This is a genomic window from Methanosarcina acetivorans C2A, from assembly GCF_000007345.1.
Lineage (GTDB): Archaea > Halobacteriota > Methanosarcinia > Methanosarcinales > Methanosarcinaceae > Methanosarcina > Methanosarcina acetivorans.
In genome coordinates, this window is sequence record NC_003552.1 from 554422 (window position 1) to 570754 (window position 16333).

The 16333-nt window shown below is 38.9% G+C and carries 17 protein-coding genes and 1 pseudogene; 11 read left to right on the plus strand and 7 right to left on the minus strand.

The features are described 5' to 3' along the window. Positions 1-36: 36 nt before the first annotated feature. The 7 genes from MA_RS02475 to MA_RS29275 all read left to right on the plus strand — a co-directional run bounded on the left by MA_RS02475 (position 37) and on the right by MA_RS29275 (position 4673). Positions 37-243: a hypothetical protein gene (locus MA_RS02475; protein ID WP_048064892.1), complete on the plus strand. Its 207-nt coding sequence runs from the start codon at positions 37-39 to the stop codon at positions 241-243. Then, positions 197-1075: a hypothetical protein gene (locus MA_RS02480; protein WP_048064893.1), complete on the plus strand. Its 879-nt coding sequence runs from the start codon at positions 197-199 to the stop codon at positions 1073-1075. Before MA_RS02475 ends, MA_RS02480 begins: the two co-directional genes overlap by 47 nt. 66 nt (positions 1076-1141) lie before the next feature. After that, complete coding sequence (locus MA_RS02485) at positions 1142-1756, plus strand: hypothetical protein (protein ID WP_011020524.1); 615 nt, start codon at positions 1142-1144, stop codon at positions 1754-1756. A gap of 48 nt (positions 1757-1804) precedes the next feature. Next, positions 1805-2248 (plus strand): hypothetical protein, encoded by a 444-nt coding sequence (locus tag MA_RS02490; protein ID WP_011020525.1) that lies wholly within the window; start codon positions 1805-1807, stop codon positions 2246-2248. Between the two features lie 146 nt (positions 2249-2394). Next, on the plus strand, positions 2395-2613 hold the full coding sequence (locus MA_RS28320; protein WP_226990922.1) for a type I restriction-modification enzyme R subunit C-terminal domain-containing protein: 219 nt from the start codon (positions 2395-2397) through the stop codon (positions 2611-2613). Between the two features lie 827 nt (positions 2614-3440). Further along, on the plus strand, positions 3441-3812 hold the full coding sequence (locus MA_RS02495; protein ID WP_048064894.1) for a PRC-barrel domain-containing protein: 372 nt from the start codon (positions 3441-3443) through the stop codon (positions 3810-3812). Between the two features lie 732 nt (positions 3813-4544). Then, positions 4545-4673 (plus strand): hypothetical protein, encoded by a 129-nt coding sequence (locus MA_RS29275; protein ID WP_282679619.1) that lies wholly within the window; start codon positions 4545-4547, stop codon positions 4671-4673. Positions 4674-5226: 553 nt separating this feature from the next. Here the strand turns inward: MA_RS29275 and MA_RS02500 are convergent. The 4 genes from MA_RS02500 to MA_RS02520 form a co-directional block, all read right to left on the minus strand. Further along, positions 5227-6003: an SDR family NAD(P)-dependent oxidoreductase gene (locus MA_RS02500; RefSeq protein WP_011020528.1), complete on the minus strand. Its 777-nt coding sequence runs from the start codon at positions 6001-6003 to the stop codon at positions 5227-5229. Between the two features lie 356 nt (positions 6004-6359). Continuing rightward, entirely contained in the window at positions 6360-6755 is a 396-nt protein-coding gene (locus MA_RS02505) for a hypothetical protein (protein ID WP_157860084.1), read from the minus strand. 4 nt (positions 6756-6759) lie between these two features. Continuing rightward, a complete protein-coding gene (locus tag MA_RS02510; protein WP_011020530.1) occupies positions 6760-7332 on the minus strand; it encodes a hypothetical protein in 573 nt (190 codons plus the stop codon). 251 nt (positions 7333-7583) lie between these two features. Further along, positions 7584-7850, minus strand: coding sequence for a hypothetical protein (locus tag MA_RS02520; RefSeq protein ID WP_048064896.1), 267 nt, complete (start codon positions 7848-7850; stop codon positions 7584-7586). Positions 7851-8087: 237 nt separating this feature from the next. On the opposite strand from MA_RS02520, the pseudogene MA_RS29610 reads away from it, so the two are divergent. Continuing rightward, positions 8088-8477, plus strand: a pseudogene (locus tag MA_RS29610) (SAM-dependent DNA methyltransferase); the annotation flags it as partial. Between the two features lie 158 nt (positions 8478-8635). On the opposite strand, the gene MA_RS02525 reads toward MA_RS29610, so the two are convergent. Continuing rightward, a complete protein-coding gene (locus MA_RS02525; protein WP_011020533.1) occupies positions 8636-9625 on the minus strand; it encodes a hypothetical protein in 990 nt (329 codons plus the stop codon). Positions 9626-10055: 430 nt separating this feature from the next. Beyond that, positions 10056-10250, minus strand: coding sequence for a hypothetical protein (locus MA_RS29690; protein WP_162829673.1), 195 nt, complete (start codon positions 10248-10250; stop codon positions 10056-10058). On the opposite strand from MA_RS29690, the gene MA_RS29695 reads away from it, so the two are divergent. Further along, on the plus strand, positions 10208-10543 hold the full coding sequence (locus tag MA_RS29695) for an N-6 DNA methylase (RefSeq protein WP_248698127.1): 336 nt from the start codon (positions 10208-10210) through the stop codon (positions 10541-10543). The two genes, MA_RS29690 and MA_RS29695, sit on opposite strands and share 43 nt — an antisense overlap. Positions 10544-10592: 49 nt before the next feature. On the opposite strand, the gene ygiD is transcribed toward MA_RS29695, so the two are convergent. Continuing rightward, complete coding sequence (gene ygiD, locus MA_RS02535; protein WP_011020535.1) at positions 10593-11369, minus strand: 4,5-DOPA dioxygenase extradiol; 777 nt, start codon at positions 11367-11369, stop codon at positions 10593-10595. A 279-nt stretch (positions 11370-11648) separates the two neighbouring features. Here ygiD and MA_RS02540 point away from each other — a divergent pair, with 279 nt between their 5' ends. After that, on the plus strand, positions 11649-12938 hold the full coding sequence (locus MA_RS02540; protein ID WP_011020536.1) for a PGF-CTERM sorting domain-containing protein: 1290 nt from the start codon (positions 11649-11651) through the stop codon (positions 12936-12938). Between the two features lie 490 nt (positions 12939-13428). After that, a complete protein-coding gene (locus tag MA_RS24350; RefSeq protein ID WP_083755870.1) occupies positions 13429-16302 on the plus strand; it encodes a PGF-pre-PGF domain-containing protein in 2874 nt (957 codons plus the stop codon). Positions 16303-16333: the final 31 nt, after the last annotated feature.

The window sequence follows — 16333 nt, forward strand, 5'->3', positions numbered from 1 at the left end:
GTTTTGAGACAACCTGTTAAACTCATTTTTTTCTTTATGTTAATACTAATCCTGCTGGCAGGCATTTTTGAAATTGAGACCCTGAAACAGGACATTTCAACAGAAAATGCTCAAATTGCAAATGAAACCAGCGAACAGTTAGAGTACATAAAGAACTTGCAGGCTGAATCTGACAGAATATTAACAGGAGATCCTGATGTACAGGATTTACTGGACGAAAAGACACATTTCCAGGGCTTATGAAATAATACATAACGAGAGTTTGGTAGAAGCTATTTACATTGTTGGCTTTCATCCTGAGAAGTCAAGGTATTCGAAAGGTTTCAGAATGGTTGACGGGGTTGTGTACAGATTTTACATTGATATGAACAGTAAAAAAGTTAGCATTAAAGAAGATGAAACTCACGAAGATTTTGATCCGGATTCCGGTTTGGTAATAAGTGATTATATCCATGAAGAAGGGGATGGAATCTCACTTGATTCCTCGATATCTATGAACACCTACCCAGGTGGTTGGCTCGAAACATTCTGGTTTTACCAGTTCAAAATAGAAGGCCATGAGAACATAAGTTTAGCTCCTGAATCCACTAAAAAACCTGAAATGAAGTACCAGCTGGAAGTTAAAAAGGTTACTGACGTTGGGTATAGAAATTTTTATCTGGGAATGCTTTTATTTGGTGATAAGGGTGCAGATGTTCTATCCGGTAATGACAGCATCCCATCTAAGTATTGGAAAGAGATGAGAAATCGTGAAACACATACTCTAACAATTTCCTCTCCTAAAAAAAGGAGCAACTCTATAGATTACTTTTACCGTTGGGATATAAGGAGCAACGCTAACCAGACAATTGTTTTTGATATCGATATGATAATTGATGGATTAGGAAATACTGCCAAACCCGAAGAACTGCATGGATGGAGGATCATCATGCATACACCTCCGTATGTAACTGATCTATCAGAGGCTGATATGATGGAACTTGGGATCTGGTCATCATACTATGGTAATTACTACCCTATCTCAACGATAATTGTTAAAAAAGGGGAGTGGCTGGAAAATAATAGCAGGGTATAATTTGCTGATATCAGGTTTGTAAATTTGACTGTAAACTGTATACAAAATTCTGGGGAAAATTCATAAATGAAAAAATACAGGCTATTGATAATTGGCTGCTTGATCATAGTTTCTATTTTTACTTTAGTGTCGAATACGCATTATTATGGGGAAAAGCCATCAACAATTAGCAGTGCAAAACAACTTAAAATAGGCGCAAATGAAATTGGACCCGGATGGAAAGAAGAAAGTTACCAATATATGAGTGACCCGGTAGAATTTCTTGAGGACTTTGTTAATCAATTTGATGAAACAGCATTTAATCCCGAGGAAGCAAAAAAAGACAAAGAACGTTTGCTGGAAATGTCAACTAAACTTAACGAATCAAATGTGAAAGACGGATCTATTTTGCAATTGAGGAACTTGGATCATGAAATTACAACAGGTTTCATTGAACTTGATATCTTTGTCTTCAACGACCGTAAGGGTGCAAAAAAATATTTTGATCACAGAATAGATAAAAACAGCGGAACAAAAATAACAGGATTTGGAGATGAAGCTGCTGTCGTTTCAGAGGAACATAGCAGTCGATATATTTATCTTGTTCAGATCTCAAACGCTTTCATAGAAATAGTAGTGTATGATGAGGAAGAAGAAGCAAGAACAGTTGCAGAGAAAATTGTTGAAATTCTTAATTCGTGAGATTCCTACAAAACCGGCTACCTTCTATTAGTTATAGGGAGGTGAAGTATGAAACCAAAGCGGATGACTGTAATTGCAGTAATTCTGGTATTTCTTCTTTCTGGCTTTTATATCTATAGCACCTTTTCTTATATTTTATTTGGATCTTTGCTTCCTCTTTATAGCATATATAACAAAGACGATACGCGGCATGAGGTAGTTGTAGAGGTACTTGGAGTATATAATCAATCCATAATCAAAGAGAAGTATTCTGTAGGTCCCGGGAGCGGGGCAGATTATCCAAAGACATTCTGGTTTAAATTTAACCGCTGGACAGATTATAGATATGAAGTCAACCTGGATAATGAAACGGTAAGAACATACGAAGGAAAAACTGATAACTTTAAAAAAGTTCATATTGTATTGTATGATGAAGATAGTGAATATTATCCAATTGTCGTAGATGAAATGTCTTTTGAGCTTGGGGAAGGTAGGAAGTGGGATTATGATTAAGTGTCATTTTTCCTTTTTACCATAATGTTATAGAATACGCAGAATTTCAATTTAATCATAAAGAAGATCAAAACAACGAAGAAAAACGGGTTCATCGGGATTCAAATTCACTAATCTCTACGGTTTGCCACAACTTCTAAGGCTGGATCTTCAAAAAACAGGCTGGAATTCTCAAGTTCGGTGAAGACCTGATGAGCTGGCTCCGAACGATAAAAGATTATGTTGTAACGAACTTCCACCTGGAAATAGGGGATCTCGATTACGTACCCTTTGATACTTTTGGCGGGCGTGGCAGAATGTACCAGCTTTTCGGGGACAAAATGAATACTGTGATTATTGAATTGAATGAGGCACTGGTGACTTAAAAATTAAATGAGACGAACTGGTGGATGATAGTTCGGAGATAAGCTGGGAGAAAGGTTCGGAGAAAAGTTCGGAGAAAACTGTGGGGAAAAATTGGGTTAAAAACTATCATTTTGGGAAAATTCATAGACGTTCTTTTGCTTACTGTTTTCAGTTACTGGTGGACATGATCTCAAGTGCGTAAAGAATGTATATTATTAATGAGTTGTTATTATTAGTGGGAAGGTTTATGATGGGATAGCTGATAGGGCAACCAGGAAAGGAAACCTACACCTTCGGAACTTAAACCTGCTTCTGTTAAGGGGCAGTGGTTACGACGGTTATAGCATAGGAAACCAAAAGTCTCTGGTTTTGAGATTCTCAAAAGGTAACCTGTTGCTCTTAAAATAGGCTATCAGCATCATACTTTTTCATAAATCTATAATTAAAGGAGATCAAGAACATACCTGAACGGCTTATTTACACATTTGAATTTGAAGGTATGCTAGGAGCTCATCCCAAAACCCAGTTTTAATCTCAATTATCTAAATAATTCAAGATTGCTTTCTTAATCAGAAGCTTTGTTGGTTACTTAAATTAAGAGATCCAAAAAAGCAAATTTTGAGTTTTGGGATAGACTCTAGGTCAATATTCCTTATAGCGGCAACTTTCGAAGAATTTCTGGCAAAGGGCTGACAGTCACATCCCTTTTCCAAACGATTAAAGATCGTGACAATACGCTTAAGTCCGGGATGGAGAATGAGCAGGTGGAAAGCATGGAACGCTTCTCCATGCTTTTGGAAGAAATAACTACAGATAACAAGTGAATAATATATTAGGAGTGAGGTGTATGGGAATAGCTGAAGAAACGCAAGTTCCAAGGAACAGGACTTTTGTGGCGGCAACTGAAATAAAAGGATCTAAGATCCTCACCGTTAAAGATGAAGAACTCGGAACGATTAAAGAAGTCATGATTGACTCTGAATGGGGAAGAATCGCATACGTAGTGTTCGCTTGTGATTGTTTTCTTGGTATGAAGTGTAAATTCTTTGCCATTCCCTGGGGGGCGCTTCATACAAGTCGAGGGGATTATATCCTTAAAGTTGATAAGGACGCATTCAAAACGGCAGAAGGCCTAGATGAAAATGTGTGGACTTTAAACCATAACGATTTGGTTAAAGTGTATGAACAGTATAATCTTCATCCTTACTGGGAAATTTAAAAGCTCATTTTCCGGCTATGATGTGAAAATTGTTGTTTCCGATCCGATTTTCTTTCCGAAGAATACAGGAAAGATTTGAGGTTCTCGGAAACCTTACTGTTTTTGAGAATGTGCCCATTTCCATTGAATAATTTATTTCAGTTGAATACCTCCGTTGCTTGCAGAGAGGTGAGTTCGCACAACTTTGATTATCTATTATTCAACAAACTCTATTAAAAAAGTGAACTTCATTTCTAAATAGAGATTAAAACTATTCAGGATGATGTCCCAGAAGTCGCATAAACGGTAATCTGAAGGCTTTTTAGCCATATATGGGAACCATAGGACGTTGTTTAAGAATGTAAAAATTAATACAGCATTTTATGCACACGCTGATCAACAGAATGTATGACTGATGATTTACAGGCAGACCTATAAAAAAAACGAACCGTGTATATTACTATCAGTAATACCACCGTCAGTATTTTATACTTGAACTTACATATTATATATTGTTCACAAGGAACTAAGCTGTAAAATGAAGAAAATTCAGGACAGAGTAATAATCTGATCCTGTAATAAACTTCATTGACGCGTAAGCTGTAAAATGGAGCAAATTCAAGACGGCTTGAAAACCGATCTCGAAACCTACTTCATTGACGCATAAGCTATAAAATGAGGTAAATTCAGGACAGGCTGAAAGCAGGCTAAAAGCTGATTCCGTAATAAACTTCATTGACGCGTAGCTATAAGGTGGAGCAAATTCAGGACGGCTTGAAAACCGATCCCGTAATATACTTCATTTATGGCGTAAACTGCGAGATGAAGCAAATTCAGGACAGACTGAAAGCTGATCCCGTAATATACTTCATTGACGCGTAAGCTTAAAATGAAGCAAATTCAGGACAGAGTTCTGATCCTGCAATAAATTTCATTGTTGCAGACCAAACCTTGTGGACCTTTTATTCACTCTTTTAATCAACGCTAAAGTATACAGATATCTTTTTCTCGTCTTTTACTGCTTCTCTTATCTTTTCGTTCCGGGATATTTTCCTCAATACCCAGAATTTAATCGACTTTCCAGCTCGTCTACTCTGCTTTATTGTTCAGTCCCAACGTGACTGTGCACAAAATCACTTATTTTTTTTATAATAGCTTTCACCTGAGACAATCCAGCTGGCAGTGTCGTGAATTTGCTGTAAATCTTGAATCAAGTTTTTGTATACAATTGGAAATGTTGATCTTCTGATATGGAATTTATGACTCAATCAATTTTTGAAATTACAATTTTTATCGGTACACTGCCGGTACTGCAGAGTTTGTGATTGAAAAGTTAAAACTGAATAAGTTGATATCGGGAGTTCGAATATGTCTCAAGCTTATCAAGGTCTGTGTTTCCATCCCTCCCCGACTCAGATGGATGAGCCCATATCTATTATTCGGCTGTGTACCCTCCATCTATGCAATGAACACTGCCCGTTATGAATGCAGCTCTCTCACTAAGTAAATAGGCGACCAAGTCAGCTACTTCTTCTCTTGTAGCAAGACGTTTCATGGGGTGTGCAGCTGCCATGTAATCCATAGCTTCCTTTCCAGAATCTATGATTCTGGGAGTTGCAACATAACCCGGGGCAACTGCACATACTCGAATATTGGATTCTGCTAATTCCAAAGCTGCTGAACGGGTTAACCCGATTACGCCATGTTTTGCTGTTGTATAAGCTGCCATGCCAGCCAAGCCGACAAGTCCATTGGCAGATGACATGTTCACAATAGCGCCAGAGCCATTCTTAAGCATTGCTGGTATTTCGTATTTCATGCAATAGAAAACACCAGTTAGATCGGTTTCTATAACATCTCGCCATATTTCGATATCAAGATCTTGAAGTGGAGTGTTTGCTGGTCCTGTAATTCCGGCATTGTTGACAGCAATATCAATCTTTCCGAATCTTTCGATTATGGAGCTCACTGCTATTTGAACACTGTGTGGATCTCGAACGTCAACTTCTATGGGAAAAGTGCGTTTTCCTGACGAATCAATTCTATTACATATGTCATCAAGTGGTGCGATATGACGACTAACAAGCGCAACAGAAGCTCCCCCTGCATAAAGTCTCTCAGCAATAGACTCGCCATTGCCTGTTCCTGCTCCGGTTACAATAGCAACTTTTCCTTCGAATTCGTTTTCTATTATTTTAAATGCTTGGCTCATGTGATAGTCCTCACTCAGGCTTGCATTTGAAGTAATAAGACTCTAACTCAAGTGGAGTGAAAGTGACAAAACCTTATAGTTATTGTACTGTGGCAGTGTCGCGAATTTGCTGTAAATCCTATGTAAAGTTTTTATAGTATCTTCTTCAAATTGAATGGAAAGCTCTGACTTTCAACTCAACGAGCTTTTTTCTCTGATGAGTTGAGCCAGAGATGGCATCTCAAATTTGTTGCTGACTTATCACAGATTTACTGATATGCACTTACCCACAGTTTCTTTGCTGTCTGAACAATCTTCATAAATATATCATATTGCTATATACTTCCCTGCAATCGGCATCTGTCAGCTCGTTCAAATTATTCTCTTTGCCCTAAGAGCAAGTCTATGGTCCCATTTGCTTTTATTCCAAACCTGGAACTTAATTGTTCGGCTATTTCATTGATGATACATTTATAATTCTCTCCCGATTTTTCTTTCTCCATACAGGCACAGAGAACACTAATTTCTCCTTCATGAAGCCAGGGATAACGTTTCGAAATTCTTGATATACACTGTTCGTCAACATTATGTATAACTAAAAAATCTTTGCAGGAATTTAATAAATTGAAGGTTTCGGGATTTTTCTCAAGCTCGTCATATACCTTTTCCGTAATTGCCAGATCATATCCATGTTTTTTGGAAATTCCAAAAGCTCTTGGGAAGTAAGCTTCCCGAAGTAAATAGATGATCGAGGAAGCATCAAAGATTATCATGCCTTTACGCCTCCTGTAAATCAAGAAGAGTTTCGATATTTATACCGGCAAGGAAAGCCGCCTTTTCCAGACTTACGACCCCTTTTTTGTAGATTGAAATCGAGTCTTTAACCCTTGTTCTCATAATTGCCCGATATTTGATTGATTCAATGGTAAAGTCCGGATGTGAAGCATAGATAAACAAAAGAATTTCGTCATCGGTGAGATTACTGATAAATTTCTTGAAGTCAGCAATTGCTTCTTTTTCTTCTGAAGAGAAGAGGTTTTGCTTCAGGTCAAGTGCCTTTATCCCTGAAGGGGTGATTTTATAAGTATAACCCTCTTCTTTTTCAACAAGGTTCATTGATATCAGATTATCCATGCTGACCTCGGAAATCTCGCTGTACGGCCCGAGGTAATGGGGAACGAATTCTGTCCACTCGTTCACTTTATCAACGTAATTCGATATCAGAAACATTTCTTTTTGAAAAGCAACCTTTCCTTTTACCGGCTCTTCTTCGTTCATTTTCAATAATTCAAGTATCGTAATGCTTAAAGGAGAAAGGTCCTCTTCAATATTGTCCGATGAAATTCTCAATCTACTCCCCCTTAGCCTTTAATTCGATGCTCGTTGCTATCTGGAATAGTATTCTCTTTTTCAAAGAATATGTGATTATATGTGACTACGTTGTATTATATTTCTCATTAGCATTCCTTAGAGATTTGAAGCAAAACCTACAGCTAAAGAGCCCTGGACAAAAGAAGTGTGTATCTGCGACCACCACACCAATGTGAATCACACCTTGAAGACCCAAAATTTAATCGCCTTTCCAGCTTGTCTACTTTGCTTCATTGTTCAGTCCCACCGCAACTGTGCACAAAATCACTTATTTTTTCTATCACAGTTTCACTTGAGAGAATCCAGGGTTTCTCTATGACATGTATCGTGAGATTTGACGCGCCATCCCAGCTAAAATCAGCCGTAATTCCCAGTCCTTTCATCCGCCCGCAGTTTCCTGGAGGCACAGGAGTGCAGGCATCTGAAAGTTTCTTTTTTATGCAATCAAATACACTCTGATTAACGTTGTGAAACGTTACCGGATCACATCCACCCATAATTTTCCTCCTTATACTGTTAAAATTTTCATTTTTGGCTGTACATTCGACAGGGTAAACAGTAGGCCGTATGAACAAACTTTGAATCACAGCTAAAAAATAAAGGCCTGTCTTTGAAAAAAGTCCAAAAAACCAACAGTTATACCCCATAAAAGTACAAAAATTTTCGTATGATCACTCTGTTGGCTTGAAACGGGGTTTAATTTCCTAGATATACGGGCATCATAAGAGCTCCGGACAAAAGAAGTATGGATCTATGATTACCGCACAAACGTGCATCATACATTGAAAAAGAATCCTATGAAATTTTCAGATCTTGAAGACTTTACTAAATGCTACAACCCTGAAAATCGCTTCAGTCGCAAAGAGACATGGAGTGAAGAAGCTCCCTAAGACAGGTTCCGAAAATTCGGCTATGATGAAATTATATCAAGGGACAAAACGAACCTGTACAGGGACAAAACAAACTTGGACATCTTCTGGCTCAAGGACAAAAGCCTCGCTGACCTGGACAACCTGCCGGATCCTGATATTCTTGAAAACGAGATAATTGAGAATATGGAAGCTTCCCTGGCAAGTTTCAAAGAAATTATGGCTACGAGCAACGGAGAAAGTGGAGAGAATTAAAAAATAAATCCCATATAGGTCTGAAGATTAAAGAATGTGCTGATATCCTTTTTATCATCGCCGAATCCAAAAATTCAGATGTTATTCAATAAAATGTTGTGGTGGATATCCACCACTTATTACTATTAATCACTTATATTACTTGAGATTTTTTCGGGTTAGGCTGCAAGGTCGTATAAATATATATCATTGCTAGCCATACTATCAACATAGTTCTTGTCCATTCCCCATACAACAGTGTTATTGTATACTTCTGGTGTCGTATAAACTTCTTCAGGATATTCATATATTAGGGTGCTTTGTCCTGTAGATATGTTATATACATATACTCCAGTTTTTCCTTCATAATCATCAACACATTTATTGTATACAATTTTGTCATCTTGTATGGCAATATGTGTCCCTGTACTGGCGCCGTATTCATTTCCCTCTGGATCGGTGCCAAGTGGTTGTGTAACGTCTATGGTTTTCTTTGTTGATGTATTATACATCTCAATATATCCCTGATGATTATATACGTCAGACCAGATGACGTTAGTACCCCATATACGCGGTATGTTTGGATCTCCATATGAAGTAACAGTTATTTTTTCCTGCATATCGATGTCATACATTCTGATAGTTATATCCGCTTCCGGATCTTCCGAATATGAGTAATACACCACTTTTGTGTCATATATGTCGGGATTACTACCGTTTCCTATTTTAGTCTGTGTGGATGTAGATATGTCCCAGAGATACACATTATCATCTGCACTCCAGACGATTCTGTTGCCGTAAATAGCAGGTTTGCTAAATTGGTCTACATTCTGCGTGATGTAACTTTTTGTGGCTGTTGGTATATCGTATACGGCAAGCCTTGGTGTTCCACCGCTTTCATCACGCCACACTAACTTGTTATCGTAAATATCCGGACTGGAAGCCCCAGCAGAGCTAAAAGTAGTGTCTGTTCCGTTGGTCAGGTCGTATAGATGAATAACAACCCCATTTGTCCATACTACCTCGTTACCATAAACAGCAGGATCGTATCCGGTGCCAATTTTCGTAACCTGAGCCGTTGAAGCTGCAACTGCAATTAAAATCAACAAAACAAACACTAGGAATGCTGAAGCTAAAGCTATTGACCATATCTTTCCCTTATTTTTCATTTATTTCCCCCGGGTAGCTTTATTTTTTGAAGTTAATGTACAGTTTATATGATTCTGTACAGTTCATATGATTCGGATATTTTTCAGGTTCTGTAATAATATCTGAATCATCTATTACTAACGTCGCATTGATCCAAACCTGGACTATTTGCCCAGCCAATTATGTGATAAATTAGTAAAGAGACTAAGTAATTATATAATTTTGCGAATAAAATATTTTTCCAACCTTTGTTACATCTCAATTTTTGTTATGAATTAAAATTACAGACTTCAATCCAATATCAAAAATTGTTTTAAGACCTGAGGTATATGGAAAAATCAAAAAACAGCAATATCTCAGGGACATAATTGTCAAGATACACATATCGGGGAAATTGACGGAGAGCTTATGGTATCCAATTCCGGCTCTACCAGCTTATCCAGGCTACTGTCACGATTCCATTCTTACAAATCTACCCTTTGGGAAGAAGAGCAGCATGACCTCCACCAACGAAGAAGGGAGCAGGAAAAATAAGACTTCACTTACAATCGCCAGAGCTTCTGGACAACCACAAGCAACAAGCAGCTCAACTTTTTCAGCATATTCATACCCTCCTCTGGACTGGAAAGCAGGCAGCAGTGGCACTGTCGGGCAACGTTCTTTTTGAAGGAGGAGCAGGAGAGACCATCCGCAAAAAACTTCTTGAAATCACCGACCTGCATACGATCCTGCGCCTGCCGACAGGTATCTTCTATGCAAACAGCGTGAAAACAAACCTGCTTTTCTTTGAAGCAAAATCCGTAGCTAAAGAGCCCTGGACAAAAGAGGTGTGGATCTACGACTACCACACCAATGTGAATCACACCTTGAAGAAGAACCCTATGAAATATTCCAATCTGGAAAACTTCATCAATTGCTACAGTCTGGAAAATTCCTAACCAAGCAATTATTTTTAATCCAGTTTAAATAGTACAGAGCCCTTCTTTTTTATCCATTTTTATCTTCAAACAATATACAGCGCATGGAAACCGATGCTAGAACTATTTCTTCACAAAAGAAGCTGACACTTTCGTTTCTATCTGTTGCGCCAAGAGCGTAGATTAAAGGAATATAATGTTCGGCGGAATTGACGGACAATAATGCATCTTCCCCGAGTAATTCGTAGTTGACAAGCTTCAGGTCGTCTCTGGCTGTAACGTACTTTTTTACTTTTTCATCAAAACTGCTTGCCCACTTATATGGAGTTCCGGACATTCTTGCCAGCATGAGATTATGCACGACATTTCCGGTACAGAAGATAAGAATTCCCTCTTCTCTTAATTTATAGAGTTTCCTTGCCAGGTCGTAGTGCTGCTGCATGCTGAGTTTTCGATTTATGCTCAGTTCGACTACCGGGATATCAGCATTGGGGTACATCTTCGAAAGTACGCACCAGACACCGTGGTCAATGCCCCACCTGCTGTCAAAATCAACCTCCTGAGCTAGGTCTTTTACTTTGGTAATTAGCTCTTTTGAGCCGGAACAATCGTATTTTTGATCATATAATTCCTTTGGGAACCCGTAAAAATCGTGGATTGTCTTCGGCTTCTCGTTTGAAGTAACACTGCTGTCTTCTCTCTCATAGTGTGCGGATATTGCCAGGATTGCTTTCGGCCTGGAAATTTTTTCGGAAATCTCTCTCCAGCTTTCTGTAAACTCATTTTCTTCGATAGCATTCATGGGAGAACCATGACCCACAAACAGGACAGGCATCACTTTTTCCATGCTTTTGACCCCGGTTTAATTATTTTTTGCTTATTATAGTATACGCATTTGTGGTATAAAATAAAGTACATCTGATTCGGATATTTTTTGCTTTCAGGGTTAGATACCATCAATGGCCGGGAACGTTAATACCATTTTTTTTATTTCAAAAATCTTCGTTCCTCTTCCCGTCCCTTACAAATAGTCCTTATCTGAAGGACTTCCTCAAAATCTGGAGCCAAATAAAAACATTTAAAATTACCTGAGGTTCAGATATATAGATTGTTGAGGGAATGGTGAATGGTAAATAGGGAAGATCGGTACTTAGATCGGCACTTAATACTTTTAGCTTCAACAGCTCTGCTTTTTGTTTTGTTTATCTGCACTTTACCTGTGGTGCTGGCGTTTTCTCTGAACAGTAACCGGCTTACCATAAATGAGACTCAGATCACCGCAAATAGTTCGGATGAAGCCTGCCCTTCAATCTACGGGGACAGGGTGGTATGGCAGGACCTGCGCGATGGGAAGAACTGGGACATCTACATGTACAATCTTTCTACTCACGAGGAAACCCGGATTATGAATGATAGCTTCGACCACAGGGGGCCTGTTGTCTACGGAGATCGGATTGTTTGGGAGGACACTTCCAATGGCTATCAAAATGCGGATATTCATCTGTACAATCTGACCACCTCCACCGAAACTCAGATTACAACAAACATGTCGGGTCAGTATGCCCCTGATATTTACGGGGATCGGATCGTCTGGGAGGATACCCGTAACGGAGGAAGCTGGGACAAAGATGGTAACAGGACCGGAAACTGGGATATCTACCTTTACGACCTTTCTGCCTCAACCGAATACCGGATCACCGCCAATGAGTCGGTGCAGGAGTACCCTGCTATCTACAGGGACAGGATCGTCTGGCAGGATTTCCGCAATGGAAATCTGGATATTTACATGTACGACCTCTCAACTTCCAGGGAAACTCAAATTACCACTGACCCTGCAGCCCAGTACTCTCCTGCCATCCACGGGGACAGAATAATCTGGACCGATGCTCGTAATGGAAAATCGGACATCTACATGTACGATATTTCTACTTCTGCCGAATCCCAAATAACCACTAGCGGGTCAATCGAATCCGGGTCTGCTATCTACGGAAACTGGATAGTGTGGATGGATTATCGCAAAGGGTGGGAAAACCTGGATGTCTACCTTTATGACCTCTCCACCTCCACTGAAACTCAGATCACGACCAACGAATCAAACCAGTGGGGAGATCTTGATATCTGGAGAAATAGGATCGTCTGGCGGGATCAACGCAATGGGAACAATGACATCTATATGTGCACGGTCTCAGGAGAGAATAAAGAATCAGAAGTTGAACTCGAAATGAGGTCAGATGTTGAACCGGAACCGGGATCAGATGTTGAACCGGAACCGGGATCAGATGTTGAACCGGAACCGGGATCAGATGTTGAACCAGAACCGGAAGAGGAAGAAAGCACAAGCAAAAACACCCCAGGGTTTGAAACTGTTTATGGTGTTGTCAGTTTGCTTGGTGTGTTCTTGCAGTGGAGAAGATAAAACATGGTGAATTGCAGTCAGGTATCGGAGAGTTATTGATCCTATTCAGGGATTTTCTCCACTACTATACTTATTTTTAAGAAATCTCACAGCCAACCTTACTTCCTTCAGTATACCATGATTTTTTTTGCTTCTTATCTTGAGATTTTTAGGTATATTGAGTCAGATCTTACTTTTGCCTCTTGATAACTTCTCAAACTAAAGATTTCTATAGAACTTGTGTCTAAAAGGAAAGTTTTAAACATTACTAAAAAGTATATGATGTAATTATATTTGAAATTAATAGTGAACTAGTACCGTGAAAACCCAAATGTTGAACATACATTTTAGTGACTACCATCAGCTGATATTGTTTTGATCTAAATTGATGATCCATAATTAAGTTTTCATGGTACTAGGGAATACAAATGAAAAATAATGAAAAGCCTTTTTTTATAGTTTTAGCTTCATTTCTAGTTTCATTTTTTTTACTTCCTTTTCATTGGTTGCAATGGCATCTCCCGTACAAAGTACCCAACTTGCTGTAAATGAAACTCAAATAACTACCGGTAGGTCATCTCTATATTCCTCTGATATCTATGGTGATAGAGTAGTGTGGATAGATGAACGCAATGGAAGTTGTGACTTTTATATGTACAATCTCTCTACTTCCAAGGAAATTAAAATAACTACAAACGGATCAAGTAAGGCAAATTCTGCTATCTATGGTAACAGGGTTGTATGGATAGACTATCGAACTGGAAACTCTGATATCTACATGTATGATATTTCTACCTGTAAGGAAACTCAAATCACTAACAATGTATCAGAAAAAGCAAACCCAACTATCCCAACTATCTATGGTAACAGGATTGTATGGCAAGAATTTGGAACCTATGGAAATTCCAATATTTATATGTATGATTTATTCAATAATACGGAAACTCAGATTACTAAATATTATTCAAACGCATGGGAGCCGTCCATCTTTGAGGATCGAATAGTATGGAGGGAGTATCGTAGCGGGAAACACGAAATTTATCTGTACAATATTTCTACTTCGAATGAAACTATAATAACTTCCAATGCGTCAGAAAAGGCAAATCCTACTATTTATGGTGATCGGATTGTATGGGAGGATATGCGTAATGGATTTGAAAACTGGGATATTTACATGTACAATCTCTCTACTTTTACGGAAACTCAGATGACAACCGATGAATCAAATCAGTATTCTCCTATTATCTATGATGACATCATTGTTTGGGAAGATTGGCGCAATGGGTGCAGAGATATCTATCGCTACAATCTTTCCGCTTTCACGGTAGCTCAGGTTACAACTGACGGATCGGATCATTACAACCCTGCTATCTATGGGGACTGGCTAGCCTGGTCAGACAATCGCAATGGGGTTTCAAAATTTGATATCTATGCATGTAATCTTATAGACGCTGAGGTCATAAAAACTATAAATAGTCAGGTAACTCTTGTGGAAACTCAAATAACCACAAATCCATCATCACAGGAAGTGCCGGCTATTTATGGGGATATAATCGTGTGGCAGGATTGGCGCAATGGTTACTCAAACTCCGATATTTACATGTACAATGTTTCTAGCGACAAGGAAACACAGATCACAACTAATGAATCAAAACAATGTAAGCCTGTTATCTATAAGGATATAATCGTTTGGGAAGATTGGCGCAATGGTTACTCAAATCCTGATATTTACATGTACAATCTTTCTACCCATACAGAAACGCAGATCACAAACAATGATTCGTATCAATCGGACCCCGCTATCTATGGTGATATTATTGTATGGATGGATTATCGTAATTTTAACCCTAGAGGCCTAGTCTCTGAAATTTATGTATACAATCTTTCCACTTGCAAGGAAACTCAGATTACAAGCGATGAATTGGAACAGAGTTTTCCTGTTATCTATGGTGACATTATAACATGGCAAGAATTTGGAGCCTATGGCGACTCCAATGTTTACATGTACGATCTTTCAACTTACAGGAAGACCAAAATCACAACTGATGGCTTGAATCATTTCTCCCCTGCTATTTGGGAGGATAGGGTAGTGTGGCAAGGGTCTCGAAATAATTATTGGCGCATATTAATGTACAATATTTCTACTTCCAAAAAAACTCTTATTACTACCAATAAATCAACACAGGAGTTTCCTTCTATCTATGGTAATACAATCGTATGGACAGATGATCGAAATGGAAATGGATTGCCTGGTAACTCCGATATTTATATTTATAATCTTTCCATTGATATGGAAACTCAGGTAACTACCGATAAGTCGGATCAGAAAAATCCTGCGATTTATGGTAACAAGATCGTGTGGGAGGATTGGCGCAATGGAAATCCTGATATCTACTTATGCATCGTATCAGTGGAGAAAGCAGAACTAAAACCACCAGTTGCAGATTTCAATATCAATGTAACCAGTGGTTATTCCCCTCTTTCTGTCCAGTTTACAGACTTATCAAAAAATGCCGTGTCAAGGGTATGGGACTTCAATAATGACGGAGTAACTGATTCTATTGATGCTAATGTTGTTTATGTGTATACTGCTCCAGGAACTTATACGGTGAATCTAACAGTTAGCAACGAAAAAAGTGCTGTCTCAAAAACGCGCACGATAGACGTTCTGAAAAAGAGCAGCAGTGGTGGAAGCAGCGGTGGCGGGGGTGGTTCCCCTGAACCTGCAAAAAACGTTGAAACTAAAGAACTCTCACAGGCTTACATAACCAATGGCAAGGCCATAAAGTTTGACTTCGCAAAAAATGCAACCTGTGTTATGTATGTAAGTTTCGATTCAAAAAAGACTGCCGGAAAGACTACAACGATTGTTGAGCAGTTGAAAAATAAGTCTGCGCTTGTTTCCGAACTGCCTGAAGGTGAGGTCTACAGGTCCTTTAATGTCTGGGTTGGAAACAACGGGTTTGCAACTGAAAAGAACATAGAAAATTCTGTCATCGGTTTCAGGGTTGAAAAAGCCTGGATACAGGATGAAAAGATAGATCAGATTTCCATTTTACTCAACAGGTACAATGATAAAAAATGGGAACAGCTGCCAGCCAACCTCTCAGGAGAAGATGATACTTATCTGTATTTCACAAGTGAAGTCCCGGGCTTTTCTTCCTTTGCAATAACAGGAATGGCAAAAGGGCTATCCGAAGAAAATGAAACAGAGTCGGGGTCGAAACAGGAAACTCGACTCGCAGATGAAGGTTTGAAATGTCTGGAATCAGAAACCGGGCAGACCTCTGAGGAGGGAGAGGGTGCCCAAGCTCCAGGATTTGGGATAGCCAGCGGAGTTTTCTGTCTATTCTGTATGTTTTTACATAAAGTTGGCAGAAGATAATTAAATAGAGTGAATTACAGTCAGGTATCGG